Raw genomic sequence first — 24,641 nt, forward strand, 5'->3', positions numbered from 1 at the left:
CGGGACGGGGCGTTCAACTCGCCACCGGCGGCGCGGTCACCGGATCTGCGCTGAAAGGGTGAGGCGGATGATCGACACACCGTCATCGCATGGTTACGCTCTGCGTCCGTCCGCTGTTTGAGTGCCTCGATCCACCGGGATGGCCATGCCCCGCTTCAGCGTCATCGTCCCCGCCCGCAGCGTGCAGGGATTCCTCCGCGGCTGCCTCAGATCCGTCCTCGACCAGCCCTTCACGGACCTGGAGCTGATCGCCGTCGACGACTGCTCCACGGACGCGGGCGGGGCCATCATCGACGAGTACGCCCACCGCGACTCCCGGGTCGTGGCCCTGCACCTGCCCCGGCCGGGCGGCGCCGGCCCGGCCCGCAACGCCGGGGCGGCCCGCGCCCGCGGCGACTACCTGCTCTTCCTCGACGGCGACGACACCCTCGCACCGGACGCCCTGGCCGCCATCGACCGGCGGCTGCGCGCCACCGGCGACCCGGACGTCCTGCTGTGGGACCACGAGCGGACGGACGTCTGGGAGCGGGTGCGGCCCAGCGGCGACGGGAAGTTCCTGGCCGGCACCCGGCCGCGCGCCGGCACGGCCGCGCCGGCGCCGCGCGCCACGGTCCCGGCGCCCGGATCGGCGGCCCGCGCCGAGGTCTTCACCGCCGCCGAACGCCCCGGCGTCTTGGCCGTCCTGCCCGCCGCCTGGAACCGCGCGGTGCGCCGCGACGTCTGGCGCGAGCGGTCCCTCGCCTTCGCCGACGGCCCCTACGAAGACCTCCCCGTCGCCTTCGAGACGCTGCTCGGCGCCCGCCGGATCGCCACGCTCGACCGGGTCTGCGTCACCTGGCGCAGGCGCCGCCGCGGCAGCGCCTCGACCACCCCCGGCCGCCACCACTTCATCGCCGTCGACCGCTACGACGAACTCCTCACCCGCCTCGCCCGGCACCCGCACGCCGCCACCCTGGCCCCCGCGCTCTACGACCGGGCCGCCCGCCACCTCCTGGCGATCCTGGACGACGGCGCCCGCATCCGCCCGGCCGACCGCGCCGACTTCCACCGCGCCACCGCCCAACTCCTGCGCCGCCACCGCCCGCTCGGCGTCCCGCTGCCCGCCGGCCTCGGCTCCTACGGCGGCTACCGCTCACTGCGCGGCGCCGACGTCCTGCGCCGCGGCGCCACCGCCCGGCTGCGCACCCACCGCGAGGCCGCCACCCGCACCGCCTACGAGCGCTACTACCGGCTCCAGTTGCGCCGCCCACTGGATCCGAACCTCGTCCTGTACGGCGCGTACGGCGGTCGCGGCGTGCGGTGCAGCCCGGCCGCCGTCTACCGCAAGGCCCGCGAGATCGCCCCCCATCTGCACGGCGTGTGGGCGGTGCGGGCCCGCGACCGGGCCTTCGTGCCGGCCGGCGTGGACCATGTCGTGATCGGCTCCCGCCGCTACTGGGAGGTCCTGGCCCGCGCCACCTACCTCGTCAACAACGCGGAGTTCAGCGGCCCGCTGCACAAGCGACCCGACCAGATCTTCCTCCAGACCCACCACGGCACGCCGCTGAAGACCATGGGCATGGACCTGCGGCGCTACCCGGCCGCCGCGGCCGGCGTCAGCTTCACCCGGCTGCTGGACCACGCCGATCAGTGGGACTACAGCCTCAGCGCCAACCAGCACTCCAGCGAGGTGTGGGAGCGTGCCTACCCCAGCGGCTACGAAACGCTGCCCACCGGATACCCGCGCAACGACGCCTACTTCACGGCCACCGCCGACGACGTCCGCACGCTGCGCGCCCGCCTCGGCATCGCCCCCGGCACCACCGCGATCCTCTACGCCCCCACCCACCGCGACTACACCCGCGACGCCACCCCGCCGCTCGACCTCGAACGGCTCAGCCGCAACCTCGGACCCGGCCACCAACTTCTCGTCCGTACCCACCCGTTGTACGGCACGGACGCCCGCCTCGCCGCCCTCCAGGACGCCGGCAAGATCCTCGACGTCTCGCGCCACCCCTGCGTCGAGGACCTGTGCCTGGCCGCCGACGCGCTGCTCTGCGACTTCTCCTCGCTGATGTTCGACTACGCCTGCCTGGACCGGCCCCTCGTGGTGCACTCCGCGGACTGGGAGACCTTCCGCCTCACCCGCGGCGTCTACCTCGACCTGCTCTCCGGCAAGCCGGGCGACACCCCGGGCGTGATCGCCGCCGACGAGGACGCCATCGCCGACGCCTTCCACTCCGGCCGCTGGGACGGCCCGCGCGCCGGCCAACTGCGCGCCGCCTTCCGCGAGCGGTTCTGTCCCTACGACGACGGACAGGCCGCCGAGCGCGTGGTACGCCGGGTCTTCCTCGGCGACGACGAACCGCTGCCGCCGCTGCCCGTGGCCGAGCGGACCGTGGCGCCCAGCCCGCGCGAGGCGGAGCGGCACAGCCGGCTGCTGGGCGCGGGAGTGTGAGGCCCCAGGGCCCCTTGATGCCGTAGACCCGTTGGTTTGTCGTCATGGCGCCCACCCGCGCCGTGCCCCCAGGAAGGTGACCGCCACCCGATGCCCGGCCGATCCGACAGCTCCGCCACCACCGACGACCCACAGAGCGCCGAACCCGCCCCCGGCGCCCCCGCCCCGGGCGACACCCGGCCGGCGGCCCCCGCGCCCGCCGCCCCCACCGCCTCCACCGCACGCCTGCCGGCCCGAGGCCGCACCGGCCGCGCCCGCCTCCCGTTCGCCCGGACCCCCTTCCGCCGGCAGTTGCGGCGGATCGGCTCCGGACGGGTGCTCGACATCGGCTGCGGGGCCGGGGACACCCTCGCCGGCTGCGCGCCCGGCAGCGTCGGGGTGGACCACGACCCGCAGGCGGTCCAACTGTGCCGGGACCGCGGCCTGACCGCCTACACCCCCGACGCGTTCCTCGCCGGCCCGCACGCCCGACCCGGCGGTTTCGACGCGCTGCTGTGCGCCCACGTCCTGGAGCATCTGGACGACGAGCAGGTCGAGGAGCTGCTGCGGGCCTATCTGCCGTACGTACGGCCGGGCGGCGGCGTCCTGCTGATCACCGCGCAGGAGGCCGGCCACCGCGGCGGCGACGCCCCGGCCCGCTTCACCGACTTCCGGCTGCTGCGCGCCTTCGCCGAATCCGCGGGCCTGCTCGTACGGCGCGCCTACTCCTCCCCGCTGCCCCGCCCGGCCGGGCGGCTGCTGCGCCGCAACGTGTTCGTGCTGGTCGGGCAGGTGCCGCGCTGAGCCCTTGACGGGAGTTGACGACAGGGCCCGCGGCCGGGCGGGCCGGCGCACCTCACCCGGCCCGGCCTCAGCGGCGGGCCCGGGACCTGCGGCGGGCCGCCACGAGCGCCTTGGTGACGACCGGCGGCAGCACCTCGCGGGCGAGGCGGCGCAGGACGCCGCGCGGCGGCCGGGGCGCCGGACGGGCCGCCGTCCCGCGCGGCTCTGGGGCCGCGGCGCGCTCCGGGGCGGGTGCGGCCGGCCGGTGCCGGGAGACCGGCTGGGCCGGCTCGGCCGCGCCCTTGGCGCTGATCCGCACCAGCGGTGCGCCGTTGACGTACTGCACCTCGTGCCAGATGTCCCCCCGGCCCTTGATCCACTCCAGCAGCGCCGCCTGCACGGGCCCGGGATCGCCCCAGGTGCCGTAGAACTTGGTGCCGGTGACGCAGATGGGGCGCAGGCCCTCGTTCGTCACGGCCTGCCAGGTGGCGGCGGCGACGCCCGGGCAGTGCTCGGCGCGGTAGTCGTCCAGCACGACCACCCCGTCCGTGGTGAGCAGCTCGCGCACCGCGAGGATGTCGCCGTGGACGTGCTCGTACAGATGCGAGGCGTCGATATGAGCGAAGCGGACCGTGTCGTCGGCGACATGCTCGCGGACCACCGAGCTCAGGCCCTGCACGATGGTGGGCAACTCCTCGTGGAAGGAGAGGTAGTTGGCCTCGAAGGCGCGACGGGTCAGCGTCGCGTAGGACTTCTTCATCTCCTTGGAGTTGGAGGCGTCCTCGGCGGGCGAGTCGAACAGGTCGCAGACCGTGAAGCGCTCGCCGGCGCGCAGCCGCGCCCCCAGGAAGATCGCGCTCTTGCCCAGGTACGCGCCCAGTTCGAGCAGGTCACCGGGGAGCGACCGGTCCGCCTGGTGGGCGAGGAACCAGTCGAAAAGGAGCTGGTCGGCGGTGAAGAACCAGCCTTTCACCTCGGACAGCCGGGTGGGGCGCGGGAGGTGTTCGGCACTTTGGTCTGCGGTGAGGGCAGTCATGTGCGGTCCGTCTCCAGACGGTCGGGAATCCACGTTCGGGCGGTGTGCGAAGTTTCGCTGACGATCCTCACTCGCACCACACGTTTCACGAGGGAAAGTGCTCGGTCGCCGGCGCCGGCATCGTAGGCCCGGGGAAGTGAACGGAAGATGGCGCGGAACCCGGCACCACCGGGCCCCGCGCGCCCCGCCTCACCACCGCGTCCGCTACTTCACCGCGCCGGCCATCACCCCGGAGACGAACTGCCGCTGGAAGGCGAAGAAGACGATCAGCGGTACGACCATCGACACGAACGCGCCGGGTGCCAGCACGTCGATGTTGCTGCCGAACTGCCGTACCTCCTGCTGGAGTGCCACGGTGATCGGCGGGCTGCCGCTGTCCGCGAAGATCAGCGCGATCAGCATGTCGTTCCACACCCACAGGAACTGGAAGATCCCCAGCGACGCGATGGCCGGCCCGCCCAGCGGCATCACCACCCGCGTGAACAGCCGCAACTCGCCCGCCCCGTCCAGCCGGGCCGCCTCCAGCAGCTCCCGGGGAATCTCCGCGAAAAAGTTACGCAGCAAGAACACCGCGAAGGGCAGACCGAAGGCCGTGTGGAAGAGGACCACCCCGGCCGTCGTCTCGAACAGCCCCACCGCGCCGAACAGCTTCGCCACCGGGATCAGCGCCACCTGGACGGGCACGACCAGCAGCCCGACGACCACCATGAACCAGCCGTCGCGCCCGGGGAAGTCCATCCAGGCGAAGGCGTAGCCGGCCAGCGAGCCGATGACCACCACCAGCACCGTCGTGGGAACCGTGATCGCCGCGGTGGTCAGCAGCGAACCCATCACCTTGTCGTTGGACAGCAACTGGCTGTAGTTGTCCCAGGTGATCTGGGCCGGTTCGGCGAAGACCCGCCACCAGCCGGACTCGCCGATCCGCCGCGCGTCGCGCAGCGAGGACAGCAATAGCCCGAGGGTCGGCATCAGCCAGAACAGGGCGACCAGGACCAGGAAGATCCGCAGAACGCCGCCGCCGCTGCGCGCCGCGATCCGCGCCGCCCATGACTGCCTGGCCCGTACGACACCGTCCACGGGGGTCATCGGCGACGCTCCTTCCGTATGCGCCGGAGGTTGACGTACATCACCGGCATCACGAGCAGCAGCAGGAAGACGGCGATGGCACTGCCCAGGCCCTCGTCGACATCCGTGCCGAAGGACGACTGGAAGAGCTGGAGGGCGAGCACGTTGGCGGACCGGACGCTGGAGCCCGGCGCGATGATGTAGACCAGGTCGAAGATCTTCAGCACATTGATCATGAGCGTGACCAGCACGACGACCAGGACGGGCGCCAGCAGCGGCACGGTGATCCGGCGGAAGACCTGCCACTCGCCGGCACCGTCCACCCGCGCCGCCTCCAGCAGCTCGCGCGGCACCGCCGCCAGCCCCGCCGCGATCAGCACCATCGCGAAACCGGCCCACATCCAGACGTAGGAGCCGATGATGGCGGGGGTGACCAGCGCCGGGCCGAGCCAGTCGACGCCGCGGTAGGCCGCGGCGAAGTTCGCCGCGGGCAGCCGCAGCCGGGCGCCGTCGGCCCGGTCGGCGGGCAGCGCGTACGTCCCGTCGGCGGCGGTGGTCGCCGACGCCACGACCCGGCCGTCCTGGACCGCCTCGACCGTCAGGCCGGCCAGCCCCTTCTCGCCGCGGTCGATGACGCCGGGCCGGCCGCCGCCCCCGCGGGTGAAGTCCAGCCAGACGGTGCCGGTGATCTTCCCCTGGCGGGGGGCGGCCGCCGCCGCGGCCCGGGCGCCGCGCAGGTCGTCGGGCCGGACGGCGACCAGCGGCAGATCCGCCGCCCGCCCCGCACCCCCGGCGCGTACGGCCGACTTCGTGGTGAACGCGCCGCCGCCGGACGCCGCGAGGTCCGCGTTCGGCCGCGGCTTGGCGCCCGGGAACGGCGCCGGATCGGCGAACGTGTCGTGCACGCCGACCCACACCGCGTTCGCGACCCCCCGCTCGGGATCCTGGTCGTACACCAGCCGGAAGATGATCCCCGCCGCCAGCATGGAAATCGCCATCGGCATGAAGACGATCAGCTTGAAGGCGGTGCCCCAGCGGATCCGCTCGGTCAGCACGGCGAAGATCAGCCCCAGGGCCGTCGAGACGGTCGGCGCGACCACGACCCAGATGACGTTGTTCTTCAGCGCCGTGCGGATGCCCTCGTCCGAGAACATCTCGCCGTAGTTGCCCAGCCCCACGAAACCGTCGCCGGAGGCGTCGAAGAGGCTGCGGTAGACGGAGAACACGATCGGATAGGCCACCAGCGCGCCGAGCAGCAGCAGCGCCGGCAGCAGGAACGCCGCCGCCCTCCACGGCCGTGTGCCCAGCACACCGCCTTTGCCGCTCTTACGGGTGCCTATGACGTCGCTCAGGTCTCTTGTGCCGCGTGCGTCGCTCATCGTCACGCTCCCCCGGTCCCGGTCGAGGCGGTCGGCGTCAGTGCCCGAACGACTTCGCGGCGTCCTTCTCCAACCGCGCCTGGGTGCCCGCGATGTCCTCGGGGTTCTTCAGGAAGTCCTGGAGGTCCTTCCACTCGCCCTGGCCCGGCTTGCCGCCGAACCCGGCGGGCGCCTGGTCGGACATGTCGAAGCGGAAGTCGTCGCCCGCCGCCGTGAGCGCCTTGGCGATCTTCCGCATCACGTCATTGGTGTACGCGGCCGGGTCCAGCTCCTTGTTCGGCGAGATGAACCCGCCGGCCTGCGCCCAGATCTTCGCCGCGTCCGTCGACGCCAGGAACGTCAGCAGCGCCTGCGCCGCCTTGCCGTCCTTCAGCGCCACCGCCACGTCCCCACCGGTCACCACCGGGGACTTGGCGCCCACCGCCGGGAACGGGAAGACCTTGGCGTCGGTGCCGATCGCCGCCTTGGTCTGGGTGATGCTGGCGGCGGCGAAGTCGGCGGAGGAGACCATCGCGGCCTTGGGCGTGTCACCGCTGAAGGTCTGGGTCACCGAGGTCGGGAAGTCGGTCTGCAGGGCCCCGGCGTTGCCGCCGGCGAGCAGGTCCTTCTGCCCGAAGAGCTGCCCGAGCGTGGTCAGCGCCCGCTTGACGGACGGATCGGTCCACTTGATCTTGTGCCGGGCCAGTTGGTCGTACTTCTCGGGCCCCGCCTGGGAGAGATAGACGTTCTCGAACCAGTCCGTCAGCGTCCAGCCGTCCGAACCGCCGACCGACACCGGCTCGACGCCCGACTCCGACAGCGTCCGCGCCGTCTTCAGGAAGTCCCCCCACGTCTTGGGCTCCACCGCGCCGGCGTTCTCGAACGCCTGCGTGTTGTACCAGACCAGCGACTTGTTGCTGGCCTTGAAATAGACGCCGTACGGGGTGCCCTTGTGCGCGCCGAGGTCGCGCCAGCCCGGGGTGTAGTTCTTGGCGAGCTGGGCCTTGGCGGTCGCGCCGAGCGGCTTGAGCCAGCCCTTCTCGGCGAACTCGCCCAGCACACCCACCTGTTGGAGCATCGCGATGTCCGGCGGGCCGCCACCGGCGATCTTCGAGCCGACGAAACCGGCCATGTCGTCGCCGCTGGGCACGAAGTCGACCGTGGCGCCGGTGCGCCTTTCGAACTCGTCGAGGACCTTGCCGAAGTTCTCCCGCTCGGCGCCCGTCCACACCGCGGTGACCTGAAGCTTCTGGCCGCCGAGCCGGGGGAGTTGGACCGTGGGTGCGGTGCCGCCCCCCTTGCCGCCCCCGCCGCCCTTCGCGCCTCCGCCGCCGCAGGCCGACACGGCCAGGGCCAGGACGGCGGTCGCCGCCAGGGCGGTCGTCACCGCGCGCCGCCTGCCGCGCGGTGGCCTCCCGCCGGGCGTGCTGCCGGTGAAGTGAGTGGTGCCGCTGGTGTCGGTGGTCTTCGCGCCGTCGAGTCGTGTGCGCATCCCCGTGAGCCCCTTATCGCCGCGCCTGCCGTGCCGGTGGTGCCTGGCGGTGGTGCCGTGTGTGCGACAGTCCTACGCCCGGATCCCGGGGGCCGCAATAGCGCGTCGGGTGTCAACTCGCCTTTTGTGATCGGGCTGTTACGGGCGGTCGCGGCGCCGGGGCGGCCACCGCCCGGGGGAGCGGCGCGGGCGGGCGGCCGTCCGCGCCGCCCCGGCTCACAGCAAGGGCGGCGCCGCGGCCGCTTCCGAGGACTGGGCGGCCCGCTGCAACGCGCTGGCCAGCAGCGCCAGGTCCGTCGGGCCGTTGCCCAGCTCGCGCAGCGGCCGCCGGGCCGGCGGATCACCCATCCGCTGCCACTCCAGTGGCACGACCGTCGGCCGCAGAGTGGAGGTGCGGGGTATCCGTCCGGTCACCCGGCCCGCCTGGAACGGCGTCGAGGAGCCGTCCTCCGCGCGGTGCAGCCGCCCGCGGCCCGGCGGCACCGGCTCGGCCGGATCGCCGGACGGGCCCAACACCACGCGCAGACCCGCCCGTTCGCTCGTCGCGGTGTCGGCCGTACGCTCCGGATGGCCGGTCGCCGCGATGAGATGCACCCCGAGCGCCACGCCGTCGCGGGCCACCGCCTCCAGCGCCCGCACCACGGACCCGGCGGCCGGCCGCCCGGTGCTGCCCAGCGCCGGGGAGACCAGCGCGTCGAAGTCGTCGACCAGCACGAACAGCCGCGGCATCGGCGCCGCCGCCGCACCGGCTGTAGACCCGGCCGCGCTGCGCGCTCGCAGCCGCAGCGTCCCCGTCGTGGACGGGTCCGCCTCGCCGGCCGCGGCGCCGCTCGTGCCCTCCGTCGTCCGCCGGGGCGCGATGATCCGCGGCGCCGGCAGATGCCGGGCCCGCCATTCGGCGAACGGCGTCCCGGCCAGTATTTCCGCGCGCCGCTTCAGCTCGGAGGACAGCGCCTGCGCGAACTCCCGCATCCGCACCGGGTCCGAAGCGGCCAGATACGTCGTGACGTGCGGCAGGTCCGTACAGACCCGCAGCCCCTCGCCGCGCTCGCTGCCGCCGCCGTCCACCAGCACCATCGACAGCAGGTCGGGCCGGTCCGCGGCGGCCAGCGAGGCGGCCAGCGAACGCAGCAGCTCCGTCTTGCCGGTGGCCGCCGCGCCCGCCAGCAGCAGATGCGTGCCGTCGGCGGCGAGGTCGGCGCACAGCGGGCCGTGCGGGCCGGCACCCAGCACGGCGGCGGCGCCCGGCCGGTCGCCGTCCATGGCGGCGGCCCACCGCGCCATCAGGGACGCCGGGGTGGCCCGCGCCAGACCCAACTCGTCCAGTAGGCGGGCGGAGTCGGGCAGCGGGACGGCGGCCCGGTGGACCCGGAGACCGCCGACGGTGGCCGTCGCGTCGGCCTCGCGCAGCGGCGCCAGCGCCCGGGCGAACCGCTCGGCCCAGGCGCCGGAGACCGCGTCCACCGCCGCGACGGTGCCGTTCGGCCCGGAACCGGGCTGGACGACGCGCAGCGCCGTGGCGACGTCACCGCTGAGGACGGCCACCGCCCCGCACTCGCCGAACGCGGGCGACGCGGCCCGCGCCGCCTCGTACGTCGCGGCCAGCGGGAAGACGGGCGAAGCGGCGGGGGTCTCGGCCAGGCACAGGAGATGGATGCCGGCCGCCGGGCCGCCGGACGCGAGCCGGGCGGCGGTCTCCCGCAGCGCCGACGAGCCGGGGTCGCCGTCCACGATCACGACGGTGTACGGGCCGCGGTGGCGGGCGGCCACGGCGGCGACCTCGGCGCGGTCGGCACTGGCCCAGCCCGGCCCCAGCGGACCGTCGTCCAGCCGGCGCACCAGCTCGGAGGTGCGGGCCGCGGCCTGGTCCTTGTCGTAGGCCAGCAGCAGCCGGCAGTCCTGGCCGTGGGCCGGGCGGACCTGCGGCAGCCAGCCGAGCCAGGCCCAGTCCGCCACCCGCTCCTCGACGGGGCGCGCACGGTCCGCGCTGATCAGCACGATCTCCAGTGCGCCGGGGGAGTGCAGGGCGGCGAGCTGGGCGACGGCGGAGCGGGTGAGGCCGGCCAGCCGGGCACGCGGCCCGGCCAGGCCCAGGGCGCCGGCCCGGCGCAGGTCGACGGTGACGGGGACGGCCCGGCGCCCGCCGTCCCTGGCCGCCGTGCCCAGCCGGACCGTCAGTGCGTCGGGATGGCCGGTGCCGCGCTCCCACAGGCGGGGACCGGGGCCGAGCGCCGTCAGCAGGATCGCGGCGGCGTCCGGCCAGCGTTCGTGATCGGACGGGCCGTGCGGCTCGGCGGGCGCCTCCCCGGCGCCGGCGGCCGTGCGGGACGGCGACGCGCCGGCCCGCTCGCCCGCCCGGTCCGCGACCGGCTCCGCCACCGTCCCCGGCGCGTCCGCCACCGCGGGCCGGCCACCGGCCAGCCGCCGCGCCCAGGCCCCGATGCCGCCCCGCCGGCCTTTGCGCGCCGCCCCCTCCGGCGGCGCCAACTCCCGCTGCCCGCCGTGCGTCCCGTCCGGCCCGCCACCCTCGAACCGCTCCCGCCCGCCGGGACCGAGCCCCTGGGCGACACCGCGGCCGGCGTCGGCGTCCGCCGCGCCCGCCTGGGGGGCGTACGGCCGCGAGGACGCGTACGGCTGCCGGGGCGCGCCGAATCGATCGTGATCCGGGCGGATGTGCCCTTGCGGGTCGTCCTGCCGAGCGTCCTGCCGGGGGTCGTGTGCCGGGCGGGCGTGCCCTTGCGGGTTGTCGAGCGGATTGTCGTGCCGCTGGTCGTGGTGGGGCCGGAGGTGTCCCTGCCCCTGCCCCTGTGATCCGCCTTGCCCCTGGTCGTGTCCCGGCCCGGCGTACCCGAGGTCGTCCTGCCGGGGGTCGTCCTGCCAGTGGTCGTGTGCCGGGCGGGCGTGCCCCTGCGGGTTGTCGTGCGGGGCGTCCTGCCCCCGGTCATGGCCCGGCCGGCCATACGCCTGCGATCGGTCTTCCCGCTGGCCGGATGCCTGCCCGGCGTACGGCGTACCGGGGCGGTCCGCGCCGCCGGTCCGCGCCGGTCCCGAGGAGGCGCCCCGGGCCCCGGGGACCGGGCGGTCGGTATCGGCGTCGTCGAGGAAGGCCGCGCCGGGCGCCTCGGGGGCGTACGAGCCCACGGCTTCGGGCCACGGCCCTGCGGCGGAGGTGGGCGTGCCCCGTAGAGGCGTCTCCCGGCGGGCCGTGCCACCGGCCGCCGGGTGCGCGGGGAAGGCCGCCGAACCCGCCGCGTCCCGGCCTTCCGGGCCGGAGCCCGTCCGCCGACGGCCCGCATGGCCGTCGCCCACCGCCCCATCCGGGGCGGTGCCATAGGCATCGAAGACCTCATACGCACCGTCCCCGGCACCCCGCGCGGATGCCTCACCCGGCTGCTCCGCCCGGCCACCGGCGCCGACCGCACCAGCCCAAGTGGCGCGCGCACCCTCGGAGTCGTACCCGCCCGGTCGCCCGGATTCCGGCGCGGGCCATCGCTCGGCGCCGCCGTCCGCCGGGGAGGATCTCGGCCCCGCCGGTGCGGGAATTCCGGCCGGGCAGCCGTCCGCACCGCCCGCAGCCGGCCACTCGCCGTCCGGATCGCCCGCGTCCCCGCCCGGCCGCGCCGCGCGAGGGTCCGCCGCCGCGCCGGAGGCCGGACCCGCACCGGGGCCCGCCGCACCGCCCGCAGTCGGCCACCCGCCGTCCACGCCACTCGCGCCCCCGCCGGGCCGCACGGCACCCGGGCCCGCCGGGCCGGACCCCGCAACCGCACCGGACCCCGCCGCGCCCGATCCAGCCGCATGGCCGGAGCCCGCCGCATGCCCCGATCCCGCCGCAGGGCCGGAGCCCGCTACCGGGCCGGAACCCGCCACCCCACCGGGCCCCGCCAAAAGGCCGGATCCCGCCCCCGAGCCCGCCGCCGGGCCGCCCGCCGCGTCCGGTCCGCCCTCCCCGGCCCCCGTTCCCGCCGGGGCCACCCGTAGGTGACCCTCGCCGTCCGGGGTGGCGGTCAGGGCGGGGTCGGGGGTGGTGCGGGAGGTCTGGAGGGACAGGGCGGATTCGCCGATGCGGAGGAGGGCGCCGGGGCGCAGTGGGGCGGGGGCTTCGCCCAGTTCGGTGCCGTCGACGGCGGTGCCGTTCGTGGAGCGCAGGTCGGCGACGGATACCGCACCGTCCGGCGCGACGGTCACCGCGCAGTGCAGCCGGGACACGTCGGGGTCGTCGAGGGGCACGTCGGCGTCGGCGGAGCGGCCGATACGGATCTGGCCGCCGTGCAGCAGATGGACACCGCCGGCGTCGGGCCCGGAGATCACGCGCAGCCGCGCCTGCCCGTGCGGCAGGCCGTGCGCGGGGGAGGGGCCAGGGCCCTGGAGGGAGAGCACCGCGCCGTCGATCAGCGGTGGCTCACCGATCGCCGCACGCTGCGGATCGAGCCGCTCGGTCCCCGCGTACAGCACCACGGGACCACCGGAGCCGCCGCCGGCATCCGCGCCCGCGCCGGCCACGGACGCCGCGAGCGCACCGGCCACCGAGGCCAGGGCCGTCCCGGCGGGGGCCGTCACGAGCACGTCGCAGGCCCGGGTGGTGTGGCCGCTGCGCGGCCCGAGGACGGTCAGCCGGATCTGCATCGCCGTCAACGGTCCCTTCTGCCGGGGAATCCGGCAGGGGCTCCGCTCGCTCCCCCACCGCACCCGAGCACGTCGGCACTTCGGACTCACTCATCCAGCACGTCGCGAGAAGGAGCGCGCGCCCCCACCGCATGCGTGCTGGATGCATCCTCGCACCTGCCACTGACAACACGCCCGCCGACCGCCAATCAGTGATCTTGATTGGTCCTCGCCAGGCGAAAAACCGCCTGCTTACGCGCGTCGAACGGCCTGTTTTAGACCGTTGTGATCAGTCGCGGAAGCGTCCGGGCCCCCGACGCGCGGTTCCGGGCCCCCGCCGAACGACGGGGGAGCACCGCCGCCCCGGCCGACCGGGGCAACCATCCGTCCCCCACCCGCGTCTTCCCCCCGAGCCCCGCCCCGGTCGCCGAGCCGTGGAGCGTGGGGGTCGGCATTACAGTGGGGCGGACGGGCCGCGAGCTGACCCTGCGGGCCAGGCAGAGCAACGACCACGACCAGGGAGCGCATGACGTGCGGCCGGTAGGCAGCAAGTACCTGCTCGAGGAACCGCTGGGACGCGGCGCCACGGGCACCGTCTGGCGTGCGCGCCAGCGGGAGGCGGCGGGCGCCGAGGCCGCCGTGGCCGGACAGCCCGGTGAGACGGTCGCGATCAAGGTCCTCAAGGAGGAGCTGGCGCACGACGCGGACGTGGTGATGCGCTTCCTGCGGGAGCGCTCCGTCCTGTTGCGCCTCACCCACCCCAACATCGTCAGGACCCGCGACCTCGTCGTCGAGGGCGATCTGCTCGCCCTCGTGATGGATCTGGTCGACGGCCCCGACCTGCACCGCTACCTGCGGGACAACGGCCCCTTCAGCCCGGTGGCCGCCTCCCTGTTGACCGCCCAGATCGCCGACGCGTTGGCCGCCAGCCACGCCGACGGCGTCGTGCACCGCGACCTCAAGCCCGCCAACGTCCTGCTCGCCGGGTCGGACTCCGGCGACGAGATGCACCCGATGCTGACCGACTTCGGCATCGCCCGCCTCGCCGACTCCCCGGGCCTGACCCGCACCCACGAGTTCGTCGGCACCCCCGCCTATGTCGCGCCGGAGTCCGCCGAGGGCCGCCCGCAGACCTCCGCCGTGGACATCTACGGCGCCGGCATCCTGCTGTACGAGCTGGTCACCGGCCGCCCGCCGTTCGCCGGCTCGACCGCCCTGGAGGTGCTGCACCGCCACCTCAGCGAGGAACCGCGCCGCCCCAGCACGGTGCCCGAGCCGCTGTGGACGGTCATCGAGCGCTGCCTGCGCAAGCGTCCCGAGGAGCGGCCCGGCGCCGGCAACCTCGCCCGCGCGCTGCGCACCGTCGCGGCCGGCGTCGGAGTGCACGCCACCCCGGCCCAGGCCGAGGCCGCGCTGGGCGTCGCCGCGCTGCTCGCCCCCGACCCGGCGCCCGCCACCGTCCCCGGCACCGGCACCGGCACCGACGGCGGCCGGGGCGGCGACGCCGACCCCACCCAGGTGCTCCCCTCGAACGCCGGCTCCTACGACCCGGCCGCCGCCACCAGCGTCCTGCCGGCCACCGGCGGACCGGACGCCGACCCGACCCGCGCCATGCCGCCGATGCCCCAGGGCGCGCCCGGCGGCGGACCGCGGGAGCCGGACGGGCCGCATCCCTGGGAGTCCCAGATGCGCGCCGCCCGCGACCGCAACGAACAGACCCAGGTGCAGTATCTGGACCCGCAGGACGACCCGCTGCGCCGCCGTCCGCAGCGCCGCCCGGCCGCCCCGCAGCAGCGGCCCCAGCAGCAACAGCAGTACGGCGGACCCGCGCCGGTGCCGTACGCCCAGCAGCAGCCGCAGGCCCCGCAGCGCCGCCAGGAGCCGCCGCCGCGCCGCTACGAACCGCAGCGCCCGCCGGCCCCCGAACCGCGGCCGCGCCGCGAACCGCGTCAACGCGGCGCCAACCCGATGCGCATCCCGGGTCTGGGCTGTCTCAAGGGCTGCCTGTTCACCGTGCTCATACTGTTCGTGGCGAGCTGGCTGGTGTGGGAACTGACTCCGCTTCAGGAGTGGATCGGCACCACGAAGGGCTTCTTCGCGCAGATCGGGGACGTCTTCGGCCAGGTGCAGGACTTCGTCCAGAAAATCTCCAAGTAGCGCGGCCGGCCGGCCCGCGCCGGCCGCCGCCGTCCGCGACTTCGTGGATTTGTCGACTTCTCACGGGCGATTTCCTGTACAGAAGTGAAGGTTGCCGCCGTCCGGGGCACTGAACCCCCTGGCACCCGCGTAGCTTTGACGCCAACCTCAGCCCCCGCGGGACGCCCGGGGGCCCGACACGTCGGAGCAGTCTTGGCACGGAAGATCGGCAGCCGGTACACCGCCCACCAGATCCTGGGGCGCGGCAGTGCGGGCACGGTATGGCTGGGCGAGGGTCCCGAAGGGGCCGTGGCCATCAAGCTGTTGCGTGAGGACCTCGCCTCCGACCAGGAGCTCGTCGGCCGCTTCGTGCAGGAGCGTACGGCGCTGCTGAGCCTGGACCACCCCCGTGTCGTCGGCGTCCGCGACCTCGTCGTCGACGGCAACGACCTGGCGCTGGTCATGGACCTCGTCCGCGGCACCGACCTGCGCACCCGCCTGGAGCGCGAGCGCCGGATGGCCCCCGAGGCCGCCGTGGCCATCGCCGCCGACGTCGCCGACGGGCTCGCCGCCGCGCACGCCGCCCGGATCGTGCACCGGGACGTCAAGCCCGAGAACGTCCTGCTGGACATGCAGGGCCCTCTCGGCCCCGGTGGCGCGCACCCCGCGCTCCTCACCGACTTCGGCATCGCCCGCCTCGTCGACTCGCCGCGCAGGACCCTCCCCCAGCCCCCGGCCGGGGGGAGCCCCCTCTCGCTCCGCCCGACGAAGGTCATCGGCACCCCCGACTACCTCGCCCCGGAGATCATCGAGGGCCTGCCGCCGCGCGCCTCCGTCGACGTCTACGCGCTGGCGACCGTCCTGTACGAGCTCCTGGCGGGCTTCACGCCCTTCGGCGGCGGTCACCCCGGCGCCGTGCTGCGCCGCCACGTCACCGAGAGCGTCGCGCCGCTGCCCGGCATCCCCGACGAGCTGTGGCAGCTACTGCTCCAGTGCCTGGCCAAGGCGCCCGCCTCCCGGCTGCGCGCCCCGGAGCTGGCCGCCCGGCTGCGCGAGATGCTCCCGGCGCTGGCGGGCATCCCGCCGCTGGACATCGACGAGCCGGACGACGAGGACGGCGACGACGAGCGGGCGGGCCAGGACGCGGCACCGTCCCCCGGGGGCCGCGAGGAAACGCTTTACCCGCCGTCGGCGGGGGACGACACCCCGCCGCGCGGCGCGGTCCCCCTCGTCCAGGGCGCGGTGCCCGACTCCAACCGCGAGACGCACACCAGCATGCGCGTCCCGGGCCCCGACGAGCTGGCGGGCGGCGCGCACGGCACCGCGCGCGCTCCCCGGGTCGCCGGTGAGCGCCGGGCCGGCTCGGCCCGCCACCGCGCGTCGGCCGAGGCGCTGCGCCGCCGCCGGATCCGGCTCGGCGCGGCCGCCGCGGCGCTGGTGGTGGCGGCCGGGCTGGGCGGCTGGCTGGCCTCGGGCGGCGACGAGCCGGGCGACGCCGGACCGGGCGTCCACCGGCCGGGCCCGGCCGCCCCGGAACCGAACGCCCCAGGTCAGGACGCCCCCGGCCAGGACGATCCCGGCCTCGACGCCCCAAGTCGGAGCGCTCCCTGACCGGCTTCCCGCCAGGGCTGCCGAGGGCGGCCCGACGCCGGTCTCGCGGCGTTCCGGCGGCGGTCGGCCGGGGCCGTCCCGGCCCGTCCCGCCGGGGCCGGGCCACACTGTCGGCGCCAGCCGTTAGGCTGGGTGCGTGGCAGTCGTCGATGTATCCGAAGAGCTGAAGTCCCTCTCCTCGACCATGGGGTCGATCGAGGCCGTCCTGGACCTCGACAAGATGAGGGCCGATGTCGCCGTGCTCGAGGAGCAGGCCGCGGCGCCGTCCCTGTGGGACGACCCGGAGAGCGCGCAGAAGATCACCAGCCGTCTCTCCTACCTCCAGGGCCAGGTGCGCCGGGCCGAGGAACTGCGCAGCCGGGTCGATGACCTCGAGCTGCTCTTCGAGATGGCCGAGGACGAGGGCGACGAGGAGGCCCGCGCCGAGGCCGAGGCGGAGCTGGCGTCCGTCCGCAAGGCGGTGGACGAGCTGGAGGTCCGCACCCTGCTGTCGGGCGAGTACGACGCCCGCGAGGCGCTGGTGAACATCCGGGCCGAGGCCGGCGGCGTGGACGCGGCCGACTTCGCCGAGAAGCTCCAGCGGATGTATCTGCGCTGGGCCGAGCGGCACGGCTACAAAACCGAGCTGTACGAGACGTCGTACGCCGAAGAGGCCGGCATCAAGTCGACCACCTTCGCCATCCAGGTGCCGTACGCCTACGGCACGCTGTCGGTCGAGCAGGGCACGCACCGCCTGGTGCGCATCTCGCCGTTCGACAACCAGGGCCGCCGCCAGACCTCGTTCGCGGGCGTCGAGGTGCTGCCCGTGGTCGAGAAGACCGACCACATCGAGATCGACGAGTCCGAGCTGCGGGTGGACGTCTACCGCTCCTCCGGCCCCGGCGGCCAGGGCGTCAACACCACCGACTCCGCGGTGCGCCTGACGCACCTTCCGACCGGCATCGTCGTCTCGTGCCAGAACGAACGCTCGCAGATCCAGAACAAGGCGTCCGCGATGAACGTCCTCCAGGCCAAGCTCCTTGAGCGCCGCCGCCAGGAGGAGCAGGCCAAGATGGACGCGCTCAAGGGCGACGGCGGGAACTCCTGGGGCAACCAGATGCGTTCGTACGTCCTGCACCCCTACCAGATGGTCAAGGACCTGCGGACCGAGTACGAGGTCGGCAACCCCACCGCGGTGCTGGACGGCGACATCGACGGCTTCCTGGAGGCCGGTATCCGCTGGCGCAAGCAGCAGGAGAAGTAACGCTTTTCGCCGGAAAACAACTGCCGCTCTTCGGAGGGCAGTTGTTTTTCGTTGTGGCGGTTTGGTCACAGTCGTACGTCCATGTATCCCCCAACTCCCAGCAATTCGGGCATCGAGTCTTTATTCGACCTTGACGATGTTGGGAGAACTGGGAAGGGTGGGCGCGGCATGCGTATGTCCGGGGCGCGTGTGTGAACGGGGAGATGAGTGGCCTGCCCGCAGTTGCGGGGCCGTAACTCGCTGCCCCCATCGGCCGTCGCCCCGCGCAGAGATGCTCCAATGACGAGTTCAGCTACTGGGGGTAGCAGCACATGAAGAAGAAGACGCGGCTGCGCGTAGCGCGCATCGCTGCCGGCGCGGTGATCGCGGCCGGAGCGTCGCTGACCGCGGCCGGTGCCGCTTCGGCGGCCACCGCTGGAGAGACGTCGCAGCAGGACGGCGGCGTCATCGGCGGCCTGGAGATCATCGGCGGTGTCTTCGGCGGTGGCGACTCCGGTGGTGACACCGGTGGCGACACGGGCGGTGACACCGGTGGTGACACCGGCGGTGACTCCGGTGGTGACACCGGCGGCGAGATCGGTGGCATCGGCGGCGCCGACACCGGCGGCAGTGACATCGGCGGAAGCGACATCGGCGGCGGTGACATCGGCGGTGACACCGGTGGCGACACCGGCGGCATCGGCGGCGGTGACGCCGACGGCGGCGCCATCGGTGGCGACGACTCCGGCGGCAGCGTCGGCGGTGGCAACGACGGTGGCACCGACACCAGCGGTGGCAACAGCTCCGGCGGCAACTCCGGCGGCGACAGCTCCGGCGGAAACAGCTCCGGCGGCAACTCCGGTGGCGGCGACAGCGGTGGTGGCAGCACCTCCGGCGGCAACAGCGGTGGTGGCAGCACCACCGGTGGCGACGGCACCGGCACCGACAACGAGAACACCAAGCCCATCGAGCAGCCGGGCCAGGGCAAGGAGCAGATCGCTGACACGCCCGGCCAGGCCAAGCAGCAGGCCAAGGGCGGGGAGCTGGCCGAGACCGGTTCCTCCGGCACGACCGTCCTGCTGATCGGCGCGGCGACGATGATCGCGGGCGGTGTGGGCTTCCGCCTGCTGCCCCGCCTCATCAACAAGAACGGTGGCGGCGCGGCCGCGGCCTGACGCTGACACCCGCACGACGACGAGGGCCCGGAGCGCAGCCAGCGCCCCGGGCCCTTTGGTGTCTCAAAGGCTGTCCCCAGCCTTACCGGCGCGCACCCCGGCGCCCGAGCGTCGTCACACCGCGTGTTCGATCAGCAGGGTGACCGCTATCAGCGCGATCAGCAGGGCCACCAGCATCACGGGGTTGAGCTGGGCGAACATGCCGCCCGCTTGCTGCTGGAGCCGTTGCCTGCTCGCCCGGCACACGGGGCAGCGGCCCTCGCTCACAGGGGCCGCGCAGTTGGCGCACACCAATCGGTCGTACGTCATGCGACCTCCTTCTTCACCGCGCCAACGCACCGGAAGGCGCATTGGTTCCCCCTACCACTGTGCCAGGTCCGTGGCGGAACGGCGCGCCCCGCCAGTTTGTGCTCCTTTTGTCCCGTAGGTGTCGTGAATAAACGCACCAACCCCTGACGGCGACTGCGCCGCCGCGTGAGGTTCGCGTATGGTCACGCACACCGACGGGAGCCGCAACCCGGCAACCCGTGCCCTCTATCCAGGTCGACCGTGGTGCATCAGTGATCCGATTCGACAACGTCTCCAAGACCTACCCGAAGCAGAACCGCCCCGCTCTCAGGGACGTCTCCCTGGAGATCGAGCGCGGCGAGTTCGTCTTCCTGGTGGGCTCCTCGGGCTCCGGTAAGTCCACCTTCCTGCGGCTGCTCCTGCGTGAGGAGCGCGCCAGCCATGGCGCCGTGCACGTACTGGGGAAGGACCTCGCGAAGCTGTCCAACTGGAAGGTTCCGCAGATGCGGCGCCAGGTGGGCACGGTCTTCCAGGACTTCCGGCTGCTCCCCAACAAGACGGTGGGGCAAAATGTCGCCTTCGCCCTCGAAGTGATCGGCAAACCGCGCGGGCAGATCCGCAAGACGGTTCCCGAGGTCCTCGAACTCGTCGGCCTCGGCGGCAAAGAGGACCGTATGCCGGGTGAGCTCTCCGGTGGTGAGCAGCAGCGCGTCGCCATCGCGCGGGCGTTCGTCAACCGCCCGATGCTGCTCATCGCGGACGAGCCCACCGGCAACCTCGACCCGCAGACCTCGGTCGGCATCATGAAACTGCTGGACCGGATCAACAGGACCGGTACGACGGTGGTCATGGCCACCCACGACCAGCAGATCGTCGACCAGATGCGCAAGCGGGTCATGGAACTTGAAAAGGGCCGGCTCGTACGCGACCAGTCGCGCGGCGTGTACGGCTACCAGCACTGAAAGGACGCCATGCGCGCCCAGTTCGTCCTGTCGGAGATCGGCGTCGGTCTCCGCCGAAATCTCACGATGACCTTCGCCGTCATCGTCTCGGTAGCCCTCTCGCTGGGTCTCTTCGGCGCCTCGATGCTGATGAGCGACCAGGTCGAGACGATGAAGGGCTACTGGTACGACAAGGTCAACGTCTCGATCTTCTTCTGCAACAAGAATGACGCCGCCACCGGCACCAATTGCGCCAAGGGCGCGGCGACGCAGCAGCAGAAGGACGAGATAAAGGCCGAGTTGGCCAACCTGCCGATCGTGCAGAGCGTGACGTACGAGTCCAGCGACCAGGCGTACAAGCACTACAAGGAGCAGTTCGGCGACACGCCCGTCGCCGGCCTGGTGACGCCGGACCAGCTTCCGGAGTCCTACCGGGTGAAGCTGAAGGACCCGACGAAGTTCACGGTCATCAAGTCGGCGTTCTCCGAGCGGCCCGGCGTCCAGGAGGTGCAGGACCAGCGGGACACCGTGGAGCCGCTGTTCCGGCTGCTGGACGGCATGCGGTACGCGGCGCTCGGCGTGATGGGGCTGATGCTCGTCGTCGCGCTGCTGCTGATCGTCAACACCGTCCGGGTGTCGGCGTTCAGCCGCCGGCGGGAGACGGGGATCATGCGGCTGGTGGGCGCCTCCAGCTTCTACATCCAGATGCCGTTCATCATGGAGGCGGCCATCGCGGGCCTGATCGGCGCCGCCTTCGCGTGCGTACTGATCGTCGGCGGGAAGTACGTCCTGATCAACAACTGGCTGGCGGAGAAGATCCAGGTGGTCAACTTCATCGGCTGGGACTCGGTGCTGTCGGTGTTGCCGCTGGTGCTGCTGATTGGCCTGTTGATGCCCGCGCTCGCCGCGTTCTTCGCCTTGCGCAAGTACCTGAAGGTGTGAGCTTCCCCAAGGGCGCCGTACGGTCAACTCACCGTGCGGCGCCCCTTTGTCGCCTAGACTCACCGGCATGTCGGGCCCGTGTGCGTACGACCGGCCCCGCCGCATTCGCCGCGGGGCGGCCCTGACGTTGGTCTTCGCCGCGATGCTGGCCACCGGTGTGGCGACGGGCTGGGGCGAGAAGGCCGAGGGCGCCGCTGGGCGGCCCGGCGGGCATTCCCGCGGCGGCCACCACGGTCGGGCCGCGGACCGCGCGGCCGTGGAGCGGGCCGCCGCTCAGGCCATGGAGGACGGCAAGTCCGGTTCGCAGGCCGCCGCCGACGTCGTCAGCCGCAGCGGCGACCGCTGGTCGGCGATCTACACCCCCGGGGAGTTCGAGGACTTCCGGCAGCAGTTGGACGGCGCGTACGTCGGCGTCGGCCTGTGGGTGCGCCAGGCGCACGGTGACCGCGTCGAGGTCTCCCGGGTCCAGCCGGGCAGCCCCGCCGCGCACGCCAGGATCGCGGTCGGCGACGACCTGCGGGCGATCGACGGGCGGGCCTGCCGGGGCCGCCCGGTCACCGAGATCGTCGCCCGGCTGCGCGGCGTCGCCCGGGACGGCTCGCACGCCGCGGCCGGCAGCCCCGTGGAGCTGGATCTCGGGCGCGGCACCCGCCACTGGAGCGTGACGCTGCACCGCACCCGGCTCAGCGCCCGCAACGTCGTCATCGACCGGCCGGCCGGGGCGCACGGACCGACGCGGATCAAGGTCACGGCGTTCGCCAAGGGCACCGGCCAGGAGGTCCGCCGAGCGGTGCGGTCCGCGGCGCCCAGGGCCGGGCTGCTGCTGGATCTGCGCGGCAACACCGGCGGGCTGGTCACCGAGGCCGTTCACACCGCCTCCGCGTTCCTGGACGGCGGCCTGGTCGCCACCTACGACGTCCGCGGCAGCCAGCGCGCCCTGTACGCCGAGCGGGGCGGCAACACCCGCCTGCCGGTGGTCGTCCTCGTCGACGGCGGCACGATGAGCGCCGGTGAGCTGCTGGCCGGGGCGCTCCAGGACCGTGGCCGGGCGCTCGTGGTGGGGTCGCCGACGTTCGGCAAGGGCTCGGTGCAGATGCCCAGCGAGCTGCCGGACGGTTCGGTGGCCGAGCTGACCGTCGGCCACTACCGCACGCCGTCCGGCCGGACCGTCGACGGGCGGGGCATCACCCCCGACGTGAGCGCCGGTGAGGGGGCGGAGAAGCGGGCACGGAAGGTATTGAGTGGCCTCGGGGGCGGTATGTAGTGCGAAAATGGCCGCACTATGGCTAAGGACAAGGGCAAGGACCCCGGGCGCAAGCTCATCGCGCAGCACAAGAAGGCGCGGCACGATTACCACATCCTGGACACCTATGAGTGCGGTCTGGTGCTGACCGGGACCGAGGTGAAGTCCCTGCGGCAGGGCCGGGCGTCGCTGGTGGACGGCTTCGTGCAGATCGACAGGAATGAAGCCTGGCTGCACAACGTTCACATTCCGGAATACGCGCAGGGCACCTGGACCAACCACAGCGCCCGCCGCAAGCGGAAGCTGCTGCTGCACCGCATCGAGATCGACAAGCTGGCCGCCAAGACCCAGGAGTCCGGCAACACCATCGTCCCGCTGGTGCTCTATTTCAAGGACGGCCGGGTCAAGGTCGAGATCGCGCTGGCGCGGGGCAAGAAGGAATACGACAAGCGGCAGACCCTCCGCGAGCAGCAGGACCGCCGCGAGGCGGACCGTGCGGTCTCGGCGGCGCGCCGGCGTCAGCGGGCTGCCGGGGAATAGGCTGGCATCGTCGTGCGTTGGTCACGTACGATGGGGCCTGCACCCCGCGAGGGGTGTGTACCACCTTGATAAAAAAACATGGGGATGATCGGTTTCGACAGCGGATGTTGAAGCAGGGGAAGCGAGTCGAGGAAGCGGCAATGATCTCGTTAACCATATGTCGCAAACAATAATCGCCAACACCAAGCGCGATTCCTTCGCCCTCGCTGCCTAAGTAGCGACTTGCGAAGTGTCAGCCCGGGGCTGTTCCCGACCCGGATCCTGGCATCAGCTAGGGAACTAAACTTCTAGACCCGGTCACGGGGCCTAGGAGGAAATCAAACAGTGACTGAGCCCGTCGGAGACTTGTTCGCGTGATCTCCGGGGCCGAGAAAATCGCAGCGAACTGCACTCGGAGAAACCCTGTTTTTGCACCGTTGGACGCGGGTTCGATTCCCGCCATCTCCACAATTCCCATGTGAGGCTCAGGCCCCGTGTGTCCGCGAGGACACCGGGGCCTGAGCCGTTCTCGCTCCCGTGCGCACCGCCACGCTCAGCGCGGCCAGGGCGGCCGCGGCGGCGGGCACGGCGTACGCGGCGGCGGTGGCGGCGCCGGGCAGGTGGTCCACGGCCCAGCCGCCGGTCGCCGAGCCGGCCGCGATGCCGGCCAGGATCGCGGTCACGGCGAGTGTCATTCCTTCGTTCAGGCGGTTTTCCGGGACGCGGGACTGGAGCAGTCCCATGCCGGTGACCATGGTCGGTGCGGTCGCCATGCCGGCCGCCAGGAGGGCGGCGGCCAGGGCCGCCGGGCTGCCGGTGGCGGCGGCGAGGAACGGCAGCGGCATCAGGGCGGCCATCGCCGTGACGCAGTGCCGCAGGCGGCGGGTGGCGCGACCGGCCGGTGGCAGCAGGCCGTAGAGCAGCCCGGCCGCGCCCGACCCGGCCGCCTGGAAGGCGAGCATGCCGCCCGCCGCGGACCGTATGCCTTGGCCGTCCGCGAAGGCGATCGTGACGACCTCCAGCGAGCCGAAGACGGCGCCGGTGCACCAGAACGTGAGCAGGAGCGGGGGCAGGCCGGGTAGGCGGAGCGGGGAGCGGGTGCGGGTCCGGGCGGCCGGGCGGGGCGGCACGGGCGGTTCGGTGCGGCGCTGGGCGGCGAAGAGCAGCACGCCGGTCATCAGCAGGGCCGCCCCCACCGCCGTGCCCGCCTCCGGGAAGAGCGTGGTGCACAGCAGGGTGGCGAGCACCGGGCCGAGCATGAAGCACAGCTCGTCCGCCGCCTGTTCGAAGGAGTTGGCGGTGTGCCGGGCGGCGGGGTCGGCGCGCAGGAGGTGGGCCCAGCGGGCGCGGGACATGCCGCCGGTGTTGGGGGTGGTGGCGGTCGCCGCGTAGGAGGCGAAGAGGGTCCAGGCGGGCGCGTCGTAGTGGACGCACAGCAGCAGGGCGAGGGAGCCGGCGACGGCGAGGGCGGTGGCCGGGACGGCGATCCGGGCCTGGCCGTGCCGGTCGACCAGCCGGGCCGTCCACGGCGCGACCAGCGCGGTCGCGGCGAGCCCGGTGGCGGTGACCGCCCCGGCCAGTGCGTAGGAGCCCCGCGCGGCGGCGATCATCAGCACCGCGCTGACGCTGAACATGCCCATCGGCAGGCGGGCCAGCAGGTTCGCGGCGGTGAAGGCGCGGGCGCCGGGGACGGCGAAGATCCGGCGGTACGGCGCGAGGAAGCGCGGCCGGGCCCGGCGGCGGCGCGCACGGGCGGCGGGGCGTACGGGCGGGGCGGTGACGGGGCGGGCGGCGAGGAAGAGGATCATG

The 24,641-nt window shown here is 73.6% G+C and carries 17 protein-coding genes and 1 other RNA gene; 11 read left to right on the top strand and 7 right to left on the bottom strand.

Annotated elements, in window-relative coordinates; translation table 11 throughout:
• Positions 1 to 121 precede the first annotated feature (121 nt).
• Together ACZ45Z_RS03995 and ACZ45Z_RS04000 are read left to right on the top strand one after the other, a co-directional pair.
• Positions 122 to 2,437, top strand: coding sequence for a bifunctional glycosyltransferase/CDP-glycerol:glycerophosphate glycerophosphotransferase (locus ACZ45Z_RS03995; RefSeq protein WP_468355694.1), 2,316 nt, complete (start codon positions 122 to 124; stop codon positions 2,435 to 2,437).
• 90 nt (positions 2,438 to 2,527) lie between these two features.
• Positions 2,528 to 3,220, top strand: a complete 693-nt coding sequence (locus ACZ45Z_RS04000) for a class I SAM-dependent methyltransferase (RefSeq protein WP_468355697.1) — start codon at positions 2,528 to 2,530, stop codon at positions 3,218 to 3,220.
• Positions 3,221 to 3,287: 67 nt separating this feature from the next.
• On the opposite strand, the gene ACZ45Z_RS04005 is transcribed toward ACZ45Z_RS04000, so the two are convergent.
• The 5 genes from ACZ45Z_RS04005 to ACZ45Z_RS04025 form a co-directional block, all read right to left on the bottom strand.
• Complete coding sequence (locus tag ACZ45Z_RS04005; protein ID WP_468355700.1) at positions 3,288 to 4,235, bottom strand: class I SAM-dependent methyltransferase; 948 nt, start codon at positions 4,233 to 4,235, stop codon at positions 3,288 to 3,290.
• Positions 4,236 to 4,439: 204 nt separating this feature from the next.
• Positions 4,440 to 5,321 carry a carbohydrate ABC transporter permease gene (locus ACZ45Z_RS04010; protein ID WP_468355703.1) on the bottom strand — a complete coding sequence of 294 codons (882 nt, stop codon included), beginning with the start codon at positions 5,319 to 5,321 and terminating at the stop codon, positions 4,440 to 4,442.
• On the bottom strand, positions 5,318 to 6,679 hold the full coding sequence (locus tag ACZ45Z_RS04015) for a carbohydrate ABC transporter permease (RefSeq protein ID WP_468355706.1): 1,362 nt from the start codon (positions 6,677 to 6,679) through the stop codon (positions 5,318 to 5,320). The genes ACZ45Z_RS04010 and ACZ45Z_RS04015 overlap by 4 nt, the downstream gene beginning before the upstream one ends.
• Before the next feature lie 37 nt (positions 6,680 to 6,716).
• Positions 6,717 to 8,150: an ABC transporter substrate-binding protein gene (locus ACZ45Z_RS04020; protein WP_468355709.1), complete on the bottom strand. Its 1,434-nt coding sequence runs from the start codon at positions 8,148 to 8,150 to the stop codon at positions 6,717 to 6,719.
• 216 nt (positions 8,151 to 8,366) lie between these two features.
• Positions 8,367 to 12,776 (bottom strand): FtsK/SpoIIIE domain-containing protein, encoded by a 4,410-nt coding sequence (locus tag ACZ45Z_RS04025; RefSeq protein WP_468357312.1) that lies wholly within the window; start codon positions 12,774 to 12,776, stop codon positions 8,367 to 8,369.
• Positions 12,777 to 13,286: 510 nt separating this feature from the next.
• Between ACZ45Z_RS04025 and ACZ45Z_RS04030 the strand changes: the two genes are divergently transcribed.
• From ACZ45Z_RS04030 to ACZ45Z_RS04045, 4 genes are all read left to right on the top strand, one after another.
• Positions 13,287 to 14,912 carry a serine/threonine-protein kinase gene (locus ACZ45Z_RS04030; protein WP_468357315.1) on the top strand — a complete coding sequence of 542 codons (1,626 nt, stop codon included), beginning with the start codon at positions 13,287 to 13,289 and terminating at the stop codon, positions 14,910 to 14,912.
• A 192-nt stretch (positions 14,913 to 15,104) separates the two neighbouring features.
• Entirely contained in the window at positions 15,105 to 16,502 is a 1,398-nt protein-coding gene (locus ACZ45Z_RS04035) for a serine/threonine-protein kinase (RefSeq protein ID WP_468355712.1), read from the top strand.
• A gap of 136 nt (positions 16,503 to 16,638) precedes the next feature.
• Positions 16,639 to 17,745, top strand: coding sequence for a peptide chain release factor 2 (gene prfB / locus ACZ45Z_RS04040; RefSeq protein WP_468355715.1), 1,107 nt, complete (start codon positions 16,639 to 16,641; stop codon positions 17,743 to 17,745).
• Between the two features lie 311 nt (positions 17,746 to 18,056).
• Complete coding sequence (locus ACZ45Z_RS04045) at positions 18,057 to 18,899, top strand: hypothetical protein (RefSeq protein ID WP_468355719.1); 843 nt, start codon at positions 18,057 to 18,059, stop codon at positions 18,897 to 18,899.
• Positions 18,900 to 19,013: 114 nt separating this feature from the next.
• Here the strand turns inward: ACZ45Z_RS04045 and ACZ45Z_RS04050 are convergent, their stop codons facing one another.
• Entirely contained in the window at positions 19,014 to 19,208 is a 195-nt protein-coding gene (locus tag ACZ45Z_RS04050; protein WP_468355722.1) for a hypothetical protein, read from the bottom strand.
• Positions 19,209 to 19,459: 251 nt separating this feature from the next.
• On the opposite strand from ACZ45Z_RS04050, the gene ftsE reads away from it, so the two are divergent.
• The 5 genes from ftsE to ssrA all read left to right on the top strand — a co-directional run bounded on the left by ftsE (position 19,460) and on the right by ssrA (position 23,303).
• Positions 19,460 to 20,149 (top strand): cell division ATP-binding protein FtsE, encoded by a 690-nt coding sequence (gene ftsE / locus ACZ45Z_RS04055; protein ID WP_030069385.1) that lies wholly within the window; start codon positions 19,460 to 19,462, stop codon positions 20,147 to 20,149.
• A 9-nt stretch (positions 20,150 to 20,158) separates the two neighbouring features.
• Positions 20,159 to 21,070, top strand: coding sequence for a permease-like cell division protein FtsX (gene ftsX, locus ACZ45Z_RS04060; protein ID WP_468355725.1), 912 nt, complete (start codon positions 20,159 to 20,161; stop codon positions 21,068 to 21,070).
• A 67-nt stretch (positions 21,071 to 21,137) separates the two neighbouring features.
• Entirely contained in the window at positions 21,138 to 22,334 is a 1,197-nt protein-coding gene (locus ACZ45Z_RS04065; protein ID WP_468355728.1) for a S41 family peptidase, read from the top strand.
• Between the two features lie 18 nt (positions 22,335 to 22,352).
• Positions 22,353 to 22,853, top strand: a complete 501-nt coding sequence (smpB, locus tag ACZ45Z_RS04070) for an SsrA-binding protein SmpB (protein ID WP_468355731.1) — start codon at positions 22,353 to 22,355, stop codon at positions 22,851 to 22,853.
• Between the two features lie 80 nt (positions 22,854 to 22,933).
• Positions 22,934 to 23,303: a transfer-messenger RNA gene (ssrA, locus tag ACZ45Z_RS04075) on the top strand.
• A gap of 14 nt (positions 23,304 to 23,317) precedes the next feature.
• Here ssrA and ACZ45Z_RS04080 read toward each other — a convergent pair.
• Positions 23,318 to 24,640, bottom strand: a complete 1,323-nt coding sequence (locus ACZ45Z_RS04080) for an MFS transporter (RefSeq protein WP_468355734.1) — start codon at positions 24,638 to 24,640, stop codon at positions 23,318 to 23,320.
• Position 24,641 lies beyond the last annotated feature (1 nt).

It is taken from the genome of Streptomyces sp. NPDC031210, assembly GCF_055570395.1.